Source organism: Caballeronia sp. 11_S32 (assembly GCF_056930355.1).
In genome coordinates this window covers 1,170,296-1,188,319 of the sequence record NZ_JBXOWH010000001.1, presented here as the reverse complement: position 1 = coordinate 1,188,319, position 18,024 = coordinate 1,170,296, and the positions used below count along the sequence as shown (strand labels likewise).

The window sequence follows — 18,024 nt, the reverse complement described above, 5'->3', positions numbered from 1 at the left end:
TGTCAAGAAATTCTGCCGCCGGTTTCGCATTCATGTTTACCCCGAGATGACGCCAAGAAGCCCGCCCAGTGGAGCTTTCCGCAATTCTCGCAGTGCCGCGTTTTTTTTTCACGTTGACATTGTCGTTTTTTGATCGACAATGCGAGGCATGGATGTGATGCGTTCATCGCGACAATAAGTTTGTAGAGGCTGTGTCGACCGACCCAACCGATAATTGTCGCCAATCATCAATTCCATTTGAGCCTGATCACCGTTGGCTTCAATCTGCAGACGGTATCCGGTGTGCACCTTCAACTTGGTAACCCGAGCCAGCATCAACATCCGACGTCGATGCTGGCTCGAGAACGATCGGGAATCGATATGGCAAGCGCGAGAATTGGCGTCGACATCGGCGGCACCTTCACGGACCTTGTGTTGCTCGACGACAAGGGCTATGTGACTTTCACCAAGGTCTCTTCGACGCCCGCGGCGCCGGAGGAAGCGGTACTGACGGGCGTGCAGCGCATTCTCGAGCAGGCGGGCATGAAGACGTCCGATGTCACCGAGGTGCTGCATGGCACGACAGTCGGTTCGAACACCATGCTACAAAAGGTCGGTGCGAAGTGCGGCCTCATCACGACGAAGGGCTTCAGGGACGTGCTCGAAATCGGCCGTGTGCGTACGCCGACCATGTTCGATCTTTCGTGGGACAAGCCGGTGCCGCTCGTCGAGCGCCGCTATCGCCTGGAGATCGATGAGCGGGTCTTGGCTTCCGGCGACGTGCTGCGCCCGACGCCTGTCGATCAGGTGATCGAGGCGGGCAAGTTCTTCCAGAGCGAAGGCGTTGAATCCGTCGCGATCTGCTTCATCAATTCATATAAGAACGGCGCCAATGAGAAGGCGGCGCTGGAGGCATTCCAGCAAGCGTTCCCTGACATCAGCGTGACTGCGTCGATTTCGGTGCTTCCCGAGCTGCGCGAATACGAACGCACTTCGACGACGGTTGTCAACGCCTACGTGCTGCCGGCGTTGCGGACGTATCTCCAGCGGCTGGAGTCGGGGCTCAAGCGTATCGGCGTCAATGCTCCGCTTCTGGTGAGCAACTCGAACGGCGGGTTGTCGAGCGCTCGCATCGCGCAGGACACGCCGGTTTTCTTCATCTCATCTGGCCGATCGGCTGGCGTGGTCGGCGCGGGACGCCTGGGCGACGCCATCAACGAGCAGGAACTCGTTGTGTTCGACATGGGCGGCACGACCGCATCGGCTTCGCTGATCCATGAGGGGCAGCTCGCGCGCACCAACGAATACGAATTCCGGGCGGGCATCTCGACGCCTAGCCGCTTCATCAAGGCGGGCGGTTACATGATGCGCGTGCCGACGATCGACGTGGCCGAAGTCGGCAGCGGCGCGGGATCGATCGCGTGGATCGATGCTGGCGGCCTGCTCAACGTAGGCCCCGTTTCAGCCGGTGCGTTTCCCGGACCGGTGTGCTACGGCATCGGCGGTGAAAAGCCGACGGTAACCGATGCGAACGCGATTCTGGGCTTCCTGCCGCAGAAGCTGGCTGGCGGGACGATGGAGCTCAACATTCAGGCAGCGCGTGAAGCTGTCGACACGCTGCTCGCGACGCCGCTGGGCATCGGCGTGGAGGAGGCGGCGGTCGGCATTCGCGAGGTCGTCAACGTCAACATGGCGCGGACCATCAAGGCCGTGACGGTCGAACGCGGTGTCGATCCTCGCGATTTCGCTCTGGTTGCCTTCGGTGGATCGGGTCCGGTGCACGCGTGCGATCTGGCTCGCGCGCTCGACATGAAGCGCGTCGTGTTCCCGGCAGCGCCGGGCGTCTTCACCGCGATGGGCATGCTGGCCGGCGCGGTGGAACGTTACTTCGTGCGCCCGTCGCTGAGCCTGCTCGACACGCTGGATATCGACGCGCTCGCGGGCGTCGTCGCTGACATGCGCGAGGACGCGCGTCGCGCACTCGCGGAAGAAGGCTATTCGGCGGATCGCATCGAGTACGTGTTCGATCTCGACATGCGCTTCAAGGGTCAGGACTACGAGATCCCTGTGCGGATTCCCGAGGCGCGTGGCGAAAGCGCGCGGGAAGCGCTGCGCAAGGGTTTCCGTGATGCCTACGCGGCCATCTACGGATACGCGTCGAACGATGCGATCGAATGCGCGAACGTTCGGCTGCTCGCGCGCGGCGTGGCCACGAGCACGCTCGACTTCAACGACATCCGCAGCTCGAAATCCGCGAGCGGCGCGCAGACGGCGAGCACGCGCCAGGTCTACTTCGACCGCAAGACCGGCTGGATCGAAACGCCGATCGTTCCGCGCTCGAAACTGGACAAGCCGATTACGGGGCCTGTGATTCTCGAAAGCTCCGACACCACGATTGTGATCCCGCCGGGCTGGCGCGTGAGCACCGACAAGGTAGGCAGCGTGATTGCCTCGCTCGACTGATTTCACAGGAGTAACCATGACCCAACGTAACGTTGACCCGATCACCTTCGCGGTCGTCAAAAACGCGCTCGACACCATCGTCGACGACATGGCCTTCGCCGTGATGCGAACCGCACGCTCGCCGATCATTCGCGACGTGCTCGACTATTCAGTGACCATGTGCGACGCGAAGGGACGCATCCTTGCGCAGGCAAAGACGGTTGCATTGCATCTCGGCGCGGTGCCCGACGCGGTGGACGTGATCATCAGCAAGTATGCAGCGAGCGTCGAACCCGGCGACGTCATCATCCTGAACGATCCGTATGAAGGCGGCATGCACCTGCCGGATATCTTCATGTTCAAGCCGATCTTTCACGAGAAGCGGCTGCAGGGATTCTCCGTCGTCATCGCGCACCATTGCGACGTGGGCGGGCGCGTGCCGGGTTCGAACGCGGCCGACTCCACCGAGATCTTCCAGGAAGGCATTCGCATTCCGCCGACCAAGCTCTACACCCGCGGCGAGCCGAACGAGACGCTCATCAACATCATCAAGAAGAACGTGCGGCTTCCGGATCTCGTGCTCGGTGATCTCGATGCGCAGCTCGCCACCTGCAACATCGGCGAACGTGAACTGCTGCGCATGATCGACCGTTACGGCGAAGAGAACCTGCAAGGCTACTTCGACGAGCTGCTCGACTATGGTGAAAGACTCACGCGCCAGGCGATCGAAGCATGGCCCGACGGCGTGTATCACTTCACCGACTATATCGACAACGATGGCTTCACCGAGGACGCGATCCCCATCAAGTGCGCGATCACGGTTGCGGGATCGAAGGTCAGCGTCGACTTCGCGGGCTCGTCGCCGCAGGTTCGCGGGGCGATCAACTCGACGCTCTCGTTCGTGAAGTCAGCGACGTATCTCAGTGTGCGCTGCGCGCTCGACGCCGACGTGCCCAACAACGCGGGTGTTTATCGCTGCATCGAGATCACCGCGCCGGAAGGCTCGATTCTCAATCCGCGCATGCCGGCGCCGGTGGCCGCGCGCGCACTGACGGGTTATCGCGTGGTCGACTGCGTGCTCGGCGCGCTTGCGCAGATCGCACCGAAGAAGGTCATGGCGGCGGGCGAGGGTGGCAACACGGTCATCGCGTTGAGCGGCTATGCGAAGGGCGCGAGCGAGCCGTTCATCCTGGTCGACATGATCAACGGTGCATGGGGCGGCCGCTTCAACAAGGACGGCGTGGAAGGCGTGACGAACCCGTCGCAGAACATGTCGAACATGCCGATCGAAACGCTCGAAGCACGTTATCCGATTGTGATGGAAGCCTACGGCTTTGCAACCGATTCGGGTGGCGCGGGCGAATACCGCGGTGGTCTCGGACTCGTGCGCGAGTATCGGATCGAAGCCGACGAAGTGGTCGCGCAAATTCGATCGGACCGCGCCAACCATGCACCTTATGGCCTGTTCGGCGGCGGTTCGGGAGCCTGCTCGGCGAACTACCTTCGTTCGGACGAAGGGCTGTCCCCGCTTCCCAGCAAGTTCACGCGGACGCTGCATCGCGGCGCGATCATCCGCCACGAGCAGGCCGGCGGCGGCGGCTATGGCGATCCGATGACGCGAACCCTCGACAAGATCGAAGCGGACCTCGCGAACGGCAAGATCTCGCGCGAATACGCGGAGCAACGTCACAAGGTCGTGTTCGACGGCGACCGGATCGACCGGGTGCGCTCGGACGCCGCGCGCAATACGAAGTGACTTCAGGAGACGACCCGATGAATCAAAGTCTGAAAGATCGCCTGCGCGAGTTGGGCATCGAGTTGCCTCAATCCGCGCCGAAGCCGGGAGCGAATTTTCTTCCGGTCAAGAAGGTGGGGAATCTCCTGTACGTGTCGGGCCAGGTGCCGGTGCTCGATGGCGTCGATCAGTACGTCGGCAAGCTGGGACGAGACGTCACGATCGAACAAGGACAGGCCGCCGCGCGGCTTTGCGCCGTCAACATGCTCGCGCAGGTAGATCGCGCGGTTGAGGGCGATTTCAGTCGCGTCGCGGGCTGCGTTCGGCTCGGCGGGTTCGTCAACGCGGCCGAAGACTTCACCGATCACCCGAAGGTCATCAACGGCGCATCCGATCTCATGATTGCCGTCCTGGGCGATGCCGGCGGGCATACCCGGGCCGCAGTGGGCTGCATTTCGTTGCCGCGAGGCGTGGCAGTCGAGCTCGATGGAATTTTCGAACTCAAGTAGGCAAAAACCAGCAAGACCCGATCACTGTATTGACTGAACCCCTAAATTGCTGAGGTTGAAAATGCTGCGGATTTCTCAAATGCTTGGTCGCGCACTCGTCTGTGCGACCGCTGTGGGCGCGCTTGCAACGAGCTCGACAACCCATGCGCAGGATGCCAATACCTGGCAGAGCGTGCGAAAGGCCGGCGTTCTGCGCTGCGGTATCGCGACCTCGCCGCCGTACACGATGAAGGATCCGAAGACGGAGTCTTACAGCGGCATCTTCCCCGATCTTTGCCGCCAGTTCGGCGAGAAGGTCCTGAAAGTGAAGGTCGAGTACGTCGACACGACCTGGGACAATATCGTTGCCGGGCTTCAATCGGAAAAGTGGGACATCTCGCTGTCGCTCAACGATACGCCCGAGCGCAGGAAGGCCATCTCCTTCTCGGCACCGGTTGTCGACTACAGCGTGACCTTTGCCTACAACAAGAACAACCCGAAGGTGCCGAAGTCGATCAACACGATTGCCGACATCGACAAGCCGGGCATGACGGTCACCGTGATGTCGGGCACGGCGCAGGACAAGGCGATCTCCGCCGTCCTGAAGCAGGCGACGATCATGCGCCTGCCGGGCTTCGACGAAACGCGCCTCGCGCTGATGTCCAAGCGCGCGGACCTGCTCGCCGATGACAACATGACGAACCTCTTGCTGACGCGTGCTCATCCGGACTGGGCAGTCGCTTTCAAGCCGAATCCACTGCTGGCGCAGCAAGGAATCGCTTTCGGTATTCGCAAGGATACGCCGGCCGCCGACGTCGCCGTTCTCAATCAATTCATCGAGCAGCAGAAGCAGGCGGGCACGGTGAACAAACTGGTAGAAGCCTCGGTTAAAGAGACGGTAGCCGCCACCAAGTGATTGGTGTCCGTGGACGGAGCCGTGCGTGCCGCGGCTTCGTCATCGGATTCAGGACACGGAAGTGTGCTGTCGGCTTTCGTACATTTGAATGGAGTCCCGAGCGCCAGCGTTGCGCTTCGCAGGAGGAAGTCCTCATCATGTTATCTAAGACACAAGCACAACCGCTGGCGGCCCCGACGCATCACGGAACCATCGCGTCTTTGTCGTCGTTGTCGGGCGATTTCGTACAGTTGAAGAACGTGTACAAGTCATACGGCGAAAATCTGGTCGTCATGGATCGGATGAGCCTGAACATGCGCGCCGACGACCGGCTGGTCGTGATCGGACCCAGCGGCAGCGGAAAGAGCTCCCTTCTTCGCGTCATGATGGGCCTGGAAGGCGTTCAGGGCGGCGAGATCACGTTTCAGGGAAAGCCATACATCCGTGGCGCCGACGTCGGTGGCAAACGGATCGATGCGAAGCTGCAAAAGCAGATCGGCATGGTGTTCCAGCATTACACGCTCTTTCCGCACCTCTCCGTGCTGGGCAACCTGATCCTCGCGCCGGTGAAGACGCTCGGTCTGAGCAAGGCCGAGGCGACGGAGCGTGCACGCAAGTACCTCGCGCGGCTCGGTCTCGAAAGCAAGCTGCACGCTTATCCCAGCCAGCTCTCGGGCGGTCAGAAACAGCGTGTGGCGATTGCGCGCGCGCTGATGCTCGAGCCAAAACTGATGCTCTTCGATGAAGTGACATCGGCGCTCGATCCCGAAATGGTGATTGAAGTGCAGAACGTGATGCTCCAGCTCGCCGAACAGAAGATGGCGATGATCATCGTGACGCACGACATGCACTTCGCCCGTGACATCGCGACGCGCGTCGTGTTCTGCGCGAGCGGCAAGGTGGTCGAGGAAGGCGCGCCGGCCGAGATGTTCAAATGCCCGAAGGAAGCGCGTACTCGCGAGTTCCTCGAGAAAGTCCTTCATCTGGATTGAGGGAGCGGACATGGGCTACCAATTCAATTTCAGTTTTCTTCAGGGAAGCGCGGCCGCTCTTCTTCAAGGCCTGAAGGTCACGCTTGAGCTGGCGCTGGCTGCCAACGTCATGGGGCTTGTGCTGGGCTTCTTTCTTTGCCTGATGGTCATGAGCCGCTGGCAGTTCGTGCGCTGGCCGGCTCAGCTTTTCATCGAGTTCTTTCGTTGCACGCCGGCGCTGCTTCAGATCGTCTGGTTCTTTTATTGCATTCCGATGTTGGTCGATTTCTTCATCGATCCCATCGCAATGGGCGTGCTCGCACTCGGTCTGAACCTGACGGCCTTCAACGCGGAAGCCTACCGCGCGGGGGTGCAGGCGGTTCCGAAGGAGCACCTCGATGCTTGCGTTGCGTTGGGTTTGAAGCCGTGGCAACGAACCTTCTACGTCGTCCTGCCTCAGGCATTGCGCAGTGCGCTGCCGGTCCTGATGACCAACGGTATCGGGACGCTCCAGCAAAGTGCGCTGGTTGCGATCGTTGCCGTGGCGGACCTCATGTATATCGCGAAGAGCCTGGCAACCGAAGCCTATCGGCCGCTGGAAACCTATACAGTCGTCGCGCTGATCTACTTCGCGCTATCGCTTCCGATTTCGCGACTTGTTCATGTTATCGAGCGCCGGCAGGACGCCGCCGTAACGCGTTAAGGAGATTGGAATGAATCTGGATCTCGGCATTGTGGCGTCATACTGGCTCGTGCTGCTGAAGGGGCTGGGCCTTACCATCGCCTTCACGAGCGGCTGTGCTGTGCTGGGAAGCCTGCTGGGCTTTTTTCTCAGCCTGCTTCGGCTATCGCCATCGCGTTGGATCAAGGCGCCGACATGGCTGTATGTGGAGCTTTTTCGCGGAACACCGCTTCTCATCCAGCTCTTCTGGATCTTCTTCTGTTTTCCCGTGGTGTTTCGCTTGCCGATCCCCCCGTATCTTTCGGTCATTATCTCGCTGACGCTCTATATGACCGCGATCACCAGCGAGACATTTCGCGGCGCGCTTAAGTCGATCTCGGGCGAGCAGCACGATGCCTGCATCGCGTTGAGCCTTTCACCGCAGACGAAAATCGTGCATGTGATCTTTCCGCAGGCGTTGTTGCGCGCCATTCCGCCGCTTCTGTCGAACATCATCAGTCTGTTCAAGGAGAGCGCGCTGATCTCGTCGGTGGGTGTCGCGGACCTGATGTACGTTGGTCAAAGCATCTCGAACTCGACCGCGCGTCCGCTTGAATTCCTCACGACCGTCGGGATCATTTACTTCCTGGTGGCGTTTCCGCTGACCCGGCTGGTCGGCCTGATCGAGACAAGGTTCCTTCGCCGCTTTGCTTATTGAAAGCGGAAGGTATTCAATATAAAAGCGCGTTCTTTCCGCAGCACGGACGAAATCCAAGATGAATTCTGTACCCCGCGAGCGTTTCCCGAGCCCCATGCCGTCGCCCGCATCCAGTGAGCAGGCGGTCGTGATCGGCGGCGGCATCGTAGGCACCTGTTGTGCGCTTTACCTTCAGCGCAACGGGTTTCAGGTCACGCTGATCGACCCCGCCGCGCCGGGCGACAGTACGGCCAAGTGGAGCTGTGGCCAGATCTCGGTCGGCGAGATCATTCCGCTCTCGAAGCCCGGACTTCTCATGAAGGTGCCAGGATGGCTGATGGACCAGACCGGTCCGCTGGCTTTGCGTCCGAGCGCCTTGCCGGGCATCATCCCCTGGCTCCTCCGGTTCATGGCCTGCGCGCGCCATTCCCGGATCGAGAGCATTGCCCAGGCGATGGCCTCGCTGACGAAGGACGTATTCGCGGATTACGCGCAGTTGCTCGATGAATGCGATGACAAGGCGCTCCTTCTTCAGCGGCCCATCATGCAGGTGTTCGATGGCCCAGAAGGTGTGGAACGCGAGCGTGGGCATATGGAGCTTCGGCAGTCGCTCGGCTTCTCGTCGCAAGTGCTAAACGCAGCGGAAATCGGCGATCTCGAGCCAACGTTGGCCGGACGCTTCTCGCATGGCATTCTTCTGCCGCAATGGCGTTTTGTGAGCGACACCGAGGGCTTCATCGCGGCGCTCACCGATAGCTTCGAGCATAACGGTGGACGACGGATCCGAACAACAGCCCTGTCGATCGACGAAGACTCGGGACGTGCCACGGGCGTCACGCTGGCAAACGGCGAGCGCGTTGCCGCAGATCAAGTCGTGGTTGCGGCGGGCGCGAGTGCGACGCGCTTTTTTTCCCAACTCGGCATCGATGTCCCGCTCGAAGGCGTCGCAGGTTATCAGGCGCTGTTGCCCGAACCAGGCGTCGAGTTCCGGCATTCGGTGATCTACGCCGATGGCGGATTCTGCTTCACGCCGATGCGCCGCGGGCTGCAAATCGGTGGCACGATCGAGTTCTCGGGAAAGAACGCCAAGCCGAACTTCAAGCGCGCGGAAATCATTCTTGCCAAGGCGCGTCGCGTTCTTCCTGAACTGAACGTTCAGCGACACGAATTCGGCGTGGGTTATCGCCCGTTTCTGCCGGACACGAAACCGATCATCGACCGGTCACGGCGTCTTCCGAATGTGCTGATGGCGATTGGCCACGGACAACTGGGACTTACACTCGGCGCCACGACGGGACGTTTGATTGCCGACCTGGCGACCGGGCGAACGCCGAAACAGGATCTCGCGCCGTTCAGCGCTTACCGATTCTGAGCACGGAAAGCCGAGCGGATCAAATCATGAGTCAGCGGAACGCTGACGAGCAAGGCCAGACGGCCGAACATTTCAGGAAGGTGTGAACCATGCGCTGGAAAAAGACACTGCAACTCGTCGGCGTACATTGCGAGGGCGAGATCGGAAAGGTCATCACGGGCGGCGTCGTGAACATCCCGGGCGCGACCATGCTCGACAAGATGAACTACATCAATGAGGTCGATGACAGCCTTCGAAAACTGGTCGTGCTCGAACCACGCGGTTGCCTGCAGATGTCGGTCAATTTGCTGCTGCCGCCGACGAGACCCGAAGCGCATGCAGGATTCATCGTGCTTCAGTCCGACAAGGCTCACCCGATGTCCGGCAGCAACTCCATTTGCGTGGTGACGACATTGCTCGAGATGGGGATCGTACCCATGCAAGAGCCGGAAACGACCGTCGTGCTCGACACGCCCGCAGGTCTCGTCACAGCGCGGGCGACGTGCCGCGATGGCCGCTGCGTTGACGTCTCGCTGAACATGGTGCCGGCGTTTGTCGAGCACCTGGACCTGCCGGTCGAGACGGCCGATTTCGGCAGGATCAAGGTCGACGTTGCTTTCGGTGGCGTGTACTACGCACTTGTCGATGTAGAACAGGTGGGCCTCACGATTGCACCGGAGAACGCTCGCAAGCTGGCGGATTTTGGCGTCAAGTTGCGGAACATCATCAACGAACAGGTGAGCATCCAGCATCCGCTCTATCCGGAGATCAATCAGATCGCTTACGTGATGTTCCGCAACCGGGTTAGCGATGCAGAGTATCAGACCTGCACGACGCTGCCGCCCGGGCGCATCGACCGTTCGCCGTGCGGCACGGGCAGTTCGGCGAATCTTGCGACGCTCGCCGCGCGCGGAAAGGTGGATGTGGGTGGAAAGCTGAAGTCTCGTTCGACGATCGGCAGCGAGTTCGGAGTCGAGTTGCTGGGGAAAACGGAAGTCGGCGGCAGGCCCGCTGTGCTTCCTAAGATCAGCGGACGCGCATGGATCTATGGCATCGAGCAGATTGGCGTGGATCCCGATGATCCGCTGGCTGCTGGCTTCATGCTCAGCGACACGTGGGGCGAAGGCTTCCCGAAGAAGTAGTGCGTTCACGCCTCGCGATGGCGAGGCGCATTTCCTGCTGCATCTCCTGATAGGTTGGTTAGCATTACAGAATAGAAAAGGACGTTCATGATCACCGGAAAAACTGGCGTTTTCTTCATGGTGGCGGACCCGATCGAACAGGTGCGCACGCCCGAGATTTTCAACAAAGTGCTGCCGCTCGCCGGTGATGACGCGGTAATGGTCCCGCTCCAGGTCTCTCCACAAAACCTGGAGGCGACGATCCGTTCGCTGTTTAGTTCGGCGAATACGCGCGGCATGGTCTTGTCGATTCCGCACAAGACGGCCGCCGCGTCGATCGTCGATCGTTGTTCGAAGGGTGCGCAGGTCGCAAACGCAGTCAATGCGATCCGACGTAATGAGTCAGGCGAGCTCGAAGGAGAATTGTTCGACGGACTGGGCTTCGTCAAGTCGATGGAGCGATACGCAATGGACTATCGCGGCAAATCAGTGTTCCTGGTCGGTGCAGGCGGCGCGGCAAGCGCGATTGCGGCCGCGTTGTCGGAAGGCGCTGTGTCGAAGATTGGCCTTTACGATCCTGAAACGTCCAAAGCCCGCCAACTGGCTCAGTCCATCCAGAAACAGTATGGCGTGCCAGTGTCGGTCAAGGACAGCAATGACCCCGCTGGCTTTGAAGTCGTCATCAATGCGTCGCCGCTTGGTCTCAAGGCAAACGATCCGTTGCCTGTTCCGACTGATCGCCTCGAACCGGGCACCCAGGTCTGCGACATTCTGATGAAGAACCAGCCGACGCCATTGCTCAGAGCCGCGATGAATCAGGGAATGACGGTGCTTCCGGGCTTCGACATGCTGATTCTGCAAACGCCACTCTTCCTGGACTTCTTCGGCGCGCACAAAGCGGCGGAATTGCTTCGCGCTGACGATTCCGTTGCGCGTGACTTGTTGTTCCCGGCAGAGCTTCGGGATCTCGTCAAACGCGCTGCCTGAGCGTCGGCGCTTCATATATGCAAGCCCTCGATGCATCGGAGGGCTTGCCAAAGACATCATCCATTCAAGCCACGAGACTAGCACTCATGCAAGACAAGACGTCCGAGCGCTCGACGCTCGCCATGGCCAATCGGGCCGTCAGGGCGGCCACGCTGGGTAGCGCACTGGAATGGTTTGATTTCACGCTCTATGGTGCGATTGCCGCCACGGTCCTTCCAAACCTGTTCTTTCCTGCGCTGGATTCGACGGTGGCGGTTCTCGCGTCGCTTGCGACCTTTAGCGTCGGCATGGCGGCGCGTCCGCTGGGCGCCGTGATTTGCGGTCACTTCGGGGACAAGATCGGGCGCCGGAACCTGATGCTGGGAACCGTCGCCGCAATGGGCATCACTTCGGTCTTGATGGGGCTGTTGCCGACCTACGCACAAATCGGTATCTACGCGCCGCTGCTGCTGGTGCTGCTTCGCGTGATCCAGGGCTTTGCCCTAGGCGGTGAAACCAGCGGCGGCCAGTTGATGGCGCTCGAACACGCGCCAGCGGACCGGCGTGGCCGATACTCGGGCTTGATCGGCATGTGCGCGCCGCTCAGCCAGATCGTCGCAAATGGGGTGCTGCTGGCGCTGTCCGCGACGATGGAACCTGCCGCCTTCGAAAGTTACGGCTGGCGTATTCCGTTCATCGCCAGCGTGGTCCTGGTGCTGGTGGGCATCTACATCCGCCTGCGCGTGAGCGAGACGCCGGCCTTCATCGAGATGAAGCGTTTGGGCATTGCCAGCCGCGGGCGGCCCTTGCAAGACGCCGTTCGTCTGCACTACAAGACCATCGTGCGCATGATGCTGTTCTTCTGCGGCCCGACGGCGCTCTTCTTTCTTGCCGTGGTCTTCACGCTCAGCTATCTGAACAACACACTCGGCGTGTCGAAGCAGACGAGTTTCCTGCTGCTGATGATCGGCAATGTGTGCGCGGTGGCCGGTTCGATCATCGGCGGCCGCCTCAGCGATCGATTCGGGCGAAAGCCGGTCCTGCTGTTCGCCCTGAGCGCCACTTTCATCCTGCTCCTGTGTTTCTATCCCATGCTCGCAACGAAGAATCTTGTCGTGATGGCGCTGGCCATGGGGCTGTTCATGGGCTTCACGCAGGCGCAGACGGGCGTTCAGGCTGCGACCTTCGTGGAAGTCTTCCCGACCAATGTGCGTTACTCGGCGTCCGCGCTCGCGCTGACCGGTGCTGGTCTGCTGGCCGGTGGCTCCGTTCCGGTGCTGGCGGTCTGGCTGTTGAAGCTCTGCCACGGGTCGCCCTGGGGCGTGGTGGTGATGTGCGGCACGGTGAACCTCATTGCGCTGGCGATGATCGCTATCGGACCGGAGACGGCAGGCATCGACATCAATCGCCTGGATAGCCTCAGCGACATCGAGGATGAGGGCGAGGCAGTTGCAGGACGCGCGCCGGTCTAAGCGGATCGATGAGCCGGCGCGATGGGTGCCGTATGCCGGGATGGGCGCTGCTCGCCGCAGCGCCCATCCCGGTTTTCGTTTCCAGGGGAACACGTCTCTAGCGCGCGAAATCCTCGAGCGTGAATCCGTGAGCGTAGGGCTGGGATTCATCCACGTAGTGTTCCCCGCGCCCGGTAATCCACGCCTGTCCTTCAACACTCGGCAACACTGCGTCGAGACCGCTTTCCAGCGTGGTGACCGCTTCGACACGGCCCACGAAGGCGCTCAGGATCAGGCTCTGATGCGTGAACGTCTGTCCTTCTTGCAGCAGTCCGCGGGCGTAGCGTTGGGCGACACGCGCAGAAGTTCCGGTTCCGCACGGCGATCGATCGATGAGCGTCGCCCCGGCAATGACGACCGCGCGACCATCTGCGTTGTCCGCTTGCGGCGCGCCCGTCCACATGCAGTGCTTCACGCCGCGAATCGCGGGCTTGTCCGGATGAACGACATCGATGGTCCGATTGACCACGTCCTGCATCTGTCGCCCGTATTCCAGCAGCTCTGCAGGCGAAAAGTGCTCGCAACCGGGGAAGTTGGGCTGCACTTCGACGATAGGGTAAAAGTTTCCGCCGTAGGCAATGTCCACAACGAGCTTGCCCAGTACCGGGTGATTCACTTCCACGTCGCGGTGAAGCAGGAAGCTGGGGACGTTCGTAAAGCGCACCGTCTTGACGCGCTCGCCCTCCATCCGATAGCTCGCCGTCAGCTTGCCAGCGGGTACGTCGACGACTATTTTGCCCGACTCGCGTGGCCGCACCAGACCCGCTTCGATCGCGAACGAGATCGAACCGATTGACGCGTGTCCGCACATCGGCAGAAACCCCGATGTTTCGATGAAGAGCAGGCTCATGTCTGCATCGGGCGACATCGGCGGATACAGGATGGTGCCGGACATATGAGCATGCCCGCGCGGTTCCATCATCAGGGCACGACGAACCCAATCGTAATCGGCGATGAAGGCTTCGCGGACTTCATACATCGACGAGCGCTTCACTGCCGGCGCGCCGCCCGTCACCATCCGCACGGGCATTCCCTCTGTGTGACCTTCAATGCATTCGAAGCGATATCTTGTCATTCAAGTTCTCTTCATGTGCGTAGCGTGCGACGTTCGCGTTGCACGCTACATTGATGTGGAAGCAGCCCGGAGTGCGAATCCGGGCTGCTGATGAATACTGCGTCATGAACGATATCGAGAGCCCCGATTATCGCGGAGGCCTCTGGGTGAATACGTCAAGCTTGACTCGGCTTCTCCCACAGGTTGAGCGACTGCCCAATTCCCTTGTCGGTCGCATTCTTGTACAGTTCGAAGCCCCAGCTGATATCGAATACAGCCATGCCGCAAGCGATGAAGATAACTCTGTCCTTCGCGCTTTCGCGGCCGGGCTTCACACCGTTGACAACATCGCCGAGACCGGTCGAGTCGGCGAGCGACGGCAGCTTACCGGCGTCGATGAGGCGATAAAAGGGACCGCCGATAACGCCGCTGTAATACGCCTCCTTGTTGCCCGACGCGATCGCATCCTCGACATAAGCTTCCTGGAGCGGCGTGTGATCGAAGACGATCTTGCAGTTCGTGAGGAACGATTCGTCGGTATTGAACGGGCCGGACACGAGGAGCGCGGCGCCTTCCTTGATCCATTCGTCCTTGAAGTACAGCGGCTTCAGGCGCGAGGCAGCGACAGTAATGACGTCGGCGTCGCGGAAGCCTTTCTCGGCTTCATCCACGCCGATGGCGGCGATGTGATAAGTCGCCTCGACCCAGCGTGCGAACTCGTTGGCCTTGTCGAGAAACACGTCGAAGCAGATGACCTTTTCGATGCCAGCGAGCTGCGTCATGATCGCGGCGAAACACGCCTTGTTGATCGGCCCGCAGCCGATGACCGAAGCGGTCTTCGCATCCTTGTTCACGAGATACTTCGCCGCCACGCCCGGCACGGCGCCCGTGCGCGCGGCGCTCAACAGGTTGGCCGACATGAGCGACAGGGGCGCGCCCGTGTCCTTGTCGTTGAGCATCATCGTGAGGATCGAACGCGGCAGGCCTTTCTGCGCGTTGGCGTGATTGGAGCCGTACCACTTGTTGCCGCACACATCAAAGCGGCCACCCAGATAGCCGGGCATGGCGGCGAAGCGGCGATCCGGTCCCGCCACAGGCATATTCGGGAACTTGGTCTCTTTCGGGAAAACGATGTTCATGCCGTGGCTATTGTGATTGGCGCCACCCATCAAATAGTCGCCCTTGCCGAGCAGGCTGAATGTCTCTTCGCAAACGGACACGCAACGCGCGGCATCGAGAACGCCCGCAGCGACCATGTCGGGCTCGGAAAGATAAAGAAAGTCGATCTTCGGATACATGGGAATACCTTTGTTGGCAGGAAGCATTCTGTTGTGAAAGGTCCATCAGAACCGCAGCAGCGGAGCGATGTCGTAAAGACGGCAAGCGGAGCTTCGTGCATTGGCGCGCATCAGGAAATTCAGCTTCTCGATGCGTTCGCCTGAGCGCGGTGCGCCGTTTTTCTGAAAGGGGACTTCCAGGCCGACGGAGAAATCCATGACCACGTCGTCGACGACGCCACCCGAACGGCCCGACGGCACCGCGATCATTCCGTGCTCTTGCGCGAACCGATACGCGTCCATCGCTTCGGTGATGGTGCCCACCTGATTCGGCTTGAGAACGAAACCATCCACGGCGTGCGTGTCATGCGCGCGACGCAGCAGCTCGAGATTCGTCACGGTGAGATCGTCGCCAAGCACGATCGTCCGCTTGAGCTCACGCACGGCTTTGCTGTAGCCCGCCCAGTCATTCTCGTCGAGCAAGTCTTCGATGAAGACCAGGTTGAACCGCTCGGTCAGGTACTTTGCGTACGCAATCAGCTCGTCGGAAGACACTCGCTCTCCCTTGAGCAGATAGCGCCCCGTCGGCTTGTCGTACGTTTCGCTCGATGCGCAATCCAGTGCGAACGCGATGCGGTCGCTATAACCGCATTCGTCGATGGCTTTCTGCATCAGCGTGAGGATCATCTCCGGATCTTCCGATGGCGCGGCATAACCATACGAGCTGGCCACCTGCGGCTTGTGTCCGAGATACGACGTCAGCACCTCGCCGAGTTTCTGAAACACCGTGACCGCCATTTCGATCGAGAAGTCGATGCTGTCGGTACCGTAGGGCACGATCAGAAACTCGTTGAACCCTTGCGTGAAGCCTTCGTAACGCCCGCCATTGACGACATTGAAACAGGGCACCGGCACCGTCCTGATGTCTCTGCCGGCAATATGCTCATAAAGCGGAATGGCGCGCGCAGCGGCGGCGGCGCGGAACGCCGCGATAGACACCGAATAAATGGTATTGCCGCCCAGACGATGTTTGTCCGGCGTGCCATCGAGCGCGATCATTTTCTCGTCGATGGCGCGCTGATCCGACACGTCCATGCCGATGAGCGCCGGGCCAATCACGTTCTCCGCGTAATCGACGGCCTTGTGCACGCTCAGTCCTTTGTACGTGGATGGATCGCCGTCGCGCAGGACGAATGACTCATGCATGCCCACCGAAGTCCCGGTAGGCGCCGCACCACGACCCATCGCGCCGCTCCCGGTGCGAATTTCGACTTCAACCGCGGGCCGGCATTTGCAATCGATGATCTGTTGCGCGCGAATCGATACGATCTTGTTGTCCATTTACGCGCTCTCCTTCGATGCCGGAACGTAGAGAATGTTCAGGTCACACAGGTTCGTTCCCGTGTTGCCCGTGAAAACGGCGGAGCCGATGGAGGAGAGCGCTTCGTAGCAACTGTGTTCGCGCAACGCCTGATAGAGACTGATGTCCTTGGCGGCAGCAGCCTTGAAGCTGGTCGAATCCGTGATACCGCCCGCAACCTGTGCGGTGCCGTCCGTGCCTTCGCTATCGATCGACAGCAGGCACGCGCCTTTCGTTTTCTCAGCCGCAATGGCGAAGCCCACGGTCATTTCCTGGCCCGGTCCGCCATGACCCTTGATGACGCTGTTATCACCGATATGCGTCGTCACCTCGCCCGAGCTCAACAGCACGCAAGGCGGCTTGACAGGATTGCCGTAAGTCTGGATTTCGCGCGCGATGGAGGCGAAGAAAGTCCCGGCGTCGCGGCTTTCGCCTTCGAGGAACGACGACACGATCATCGCCGGAATGCCCATTTCCTCGCAGACTTCCTTGGCATAGATGCAGGAGTCCGGCAGCGTGTTGAGCAGGAAATAAGTGTTGTCGGGAAATGCCTTGGGCGTTTCGCCTTCGGGGCCCGCGTTCGTCAGATAATCGACGACGCTCTTGGGCAAACGATGCGCCACGTCGCGATTGACGATCGTCGCGCGCGCGTCGTCGAGCGTCGTCATGTCGGGACCAATCGGCGTGCTCTTGTACGCGGCATAGGGCACGGCGATATCGCCCGTGGCGGGAGAGCCGACCGCATCGCTGATGCCGAAGCCGATCAGTTCCGCGCCGACCACCTGAATGCGTTTGGCGAGCATGCCGCCGTTGAGCGCCGAGATATGCCGGCGCACCGCGTTGATCTCGTAGATGCCCGCGCCCGATTTGAGCAGCACGTCCGTCGTGTCGATTTCATCCTGCAGCGTGATGCCTTCGATCGGACAGGACATCAGCGCCGAACTGCCGCCGCTGATCACCGCGATGAAGAGATCGTCCGGGCCGGCCTGGTCCACCAGCTCGATGATCTTCTTCGACGCACGATGGCCTTCCTCGTTCGGCAAAGGGTGTCCACCAACGAACACCTCGGTCTTGTTGAAGCGGTCGGACTGCTCGTGAATCTTGACGATGGCGATGCCGTACGTCAGCCGGTCGCCGAGCACGTGATCGACCGCCATCGCCATGTGATTGCAAGCCTTGCCGGCGCCGATCAGATACACGTTGCGCTTCTTCGACAAATCCCACGAACGCGTGCCGATGTGCAACGTGTCGCCATCGAGACGCATGATGCTTTGAATGCGTCGATAGCTGTCCAGACGCTTGAGCGTGCGGTCGGCGATGTCGAGCACGATCTGACGGGAACGCACGTCGCCGTGCGACAGAATCTCTTCGGAGTTGCGTATCTTGTTCATACGGGAGATCGGTGAGGGTTGCCACGCCGCCAGCAGCGAAGGCGACGAACTGATCTGCAATTTAGGCAATCACCCTGCACAGATACATGTACACTTGATCGAGACGCCGAATCGCTGTACAGGCG

The 18,024-nt window shown here is 60.5% G+C and carries 15 protein-coding genes; 11 read left to right on the top strand and 4 right to left on the bottom strand.

Annotation, left to right across the window (positions count from 1 at the left end; translation table 11 throughout):
• Positions 1 to 360: 360 nt before the first annotated feature.
• From AC1Z32_RS05430 to AC1Z32_RS05380, 11 genes are all read left to right on the top strand, one after another.
• Complete coding sequence (locus tag AC1Z32_RS05430; RefSeq protein ID WP_483477666.1) at positions 361 to 2,442, top strand: hydantoinase/oxoprolinase family protein; 2,082 nt, start codon at positions 361 to 363, stop codon at positions 2,440 to 2,442.
• A 16-nt stretch (positions 2,443 to 2,458) separates the two neighbouring features.
• A complete protein-coding gene (locus AC1Z32_RS05425; protein WP_483477665.1) occupies positions 2,459 to 4,177 on the top strand; it encodes a hydantoinase B/oxoprolinase family protein in 1,719 nt (572 codons plus the stop codon).
• A gap of 17 nt (positions 4,178 to 4,194) precedes the next feature.
• A complete protein-coding gene (locus AC1Z32_RS05420; protein WP_483477664.1) occupies positions 4,195 to 4,665 on the top strand; it encodes a RidA family protein in 471 nt (156 codons plus the stop codon).
• 61 nt (positions 4,666 to 4,726) lie between these two features.
• Complete coding sequence (locus AC1Z32_RS05415) at positions 4,727 to 5,560, top strand: substrate-binding periplasmic protein (RefSeq protein WP_483477663.1); 834 nt, start codon at positions 4,727 to 4,729, stop codon at positions 5,558 to 5,560.
• A gap of 137 nt (positions 5,561 to 5,697) precedes the next feature.
• Positions 5,698 to 6,531, top strand: a complete 834-nt coding sequence (locus tag AC1Z32_RS05410) for an amino acid ABC transporter ATP-binding protein (RefSeq protein ID WP_483477662.1) — start codon at positions 5,698 to 5,700, stop codon at positions 6,529 to 6,531.
• Between the two features lie 10 nt (positions 6,532 to 6,541).
• A complete protein-coding gene (locus AC1Z32_RS05405; RefSeq protein ID WP_483477661.1) occupies positions 6,542 to 7,213 on the top strand; it encodes an amino acid ABC transporter permease in 672 nt (223 codons plus the stop codon).
• A 10-nt stretch (positions 7,214 to 7,223) separates the two neighbouring features.
• The gene (locus AC1Z32_RS05400; protein ID WP_483477660.1) at positions 7,224 to 7,889 is read left to right on the top strand and encodes an amino acid ABC transporter permease; all 666 of its coding nucleotides are present in this window, start codon (positions 7,224 to 7,226) and stop codon (positions 7,887 to 7,889) included.
• A 58-nt stretch (positions 7,890 to 7,947) separates the two neighbouring features.
• Positions 7,948 to 9,240 (top strand): NAD(P)/FAD-dependent oxidoreductase, encoded by a 1,293-nt coding sequence (locus tag AC1Z32_RS05395; protein ID WP_483477659.1) that lies wholly within the window; start codon positions 7,948 to 7,950, stop codon positions 9,238 to 9,240.
• A gap of 89 nt (positions 9,241 to 9,329) precedes the next feature.
• Entirely contained in the window at positions 9,330 to 10,361 is a 1,032-nt protein-coding gene (locus AC1Z32_RS05390; protein WP_483477658.1) for a proline racemase family protein, read from the top strand.
• Between the two features lie 87 nt (positions 10,362 to 10,448).
• Positions 10,449 to 11,327 carry a shikimate dehydrogenase family protein gene (locus AC1Z32_RS05385; RefSeq protein ID WP_483477657.1) on the top strand — a complete coding sequence of 293 codons (879 nt, stop codon included), beginning with the start codon at positions 10,449 to 10,451 and terminating at the stop codon, positions 11,325 to 11,327.
• A gap of 86 nt (positions 11,328 to 11,413) precedes the next feature.
• Positions 11,414 to 12,778, top strand: a complete 1,365-nt coding sequence (locus AC1Z32_RS05380; RefSeq protein ID WP_483477656.1) for an MFS transporter — start codon at positions 11,414 to 11,416, stop codon at positions 12,776 to 12,778.
• Between the two features lie 97 nt (positions 12,779 to 12,875).
• Here AC1Z32_RS05380 and AC1Z32_RS05375 read toward each other — a convergent pair whose 3' ends face one another.
• The 4 genes from AC1Z32_RS05375 to AC1Z32_RS05360 form a co-directional block, all read right to left on the bottom strand.
• Positions 12,876 to 13,892 (bottom strand): 4-hydroxyproline epimerase, encoded by a 1,017-nt coding sequence (locus AC1Z32_RS05375; protein ID WP_483477655.1) that lies wholly within the window; start codon positions 13,890 to 13,892, stop codon positions 12,876 to 12,878.
• Positions 13,893 to 14,047: 155 nt separating this feature from the next.
• Positions 14,048 to 15,169: a tyramine oxidase subunit B gene (locus AC1Z32_RS05370; RefSeq protein ID WP_483477654.1), complete on the bottom strand. Its 1,122-nt coding sequence runs from the start codon at positions 15,167 to 15,169 to the stop codon at positions 14,048 to 14,050.
• Between the two features lie 45 nt (positions 15,170 to 15,214).
• Positions 15,215 to 16,489 (bottom strand): phosphopyruvate hydratase, encoded by a 1,275-nt coding sequence (eno, locus tag AC1Z32_RS05365; protein WP_483477653.1) that lies wholly within the window; start codon positions 16,487 to 16,489, stop codon positions 15,215 to 15,217.
• Positions 16,490 to 17,899, bottom strand: a complete 1,410-nt coding sequence (locus AC1Z32_RS05360; RefSeq protein WP_483477652.1) for a glycerate kinase type-2 family protein — start codon at positions 17,897 to 17,899, stop codon at positions 16,490 to 16,492.
• Positions 17,900 to 18,024 lie beyond the last annotated feature (125 nt).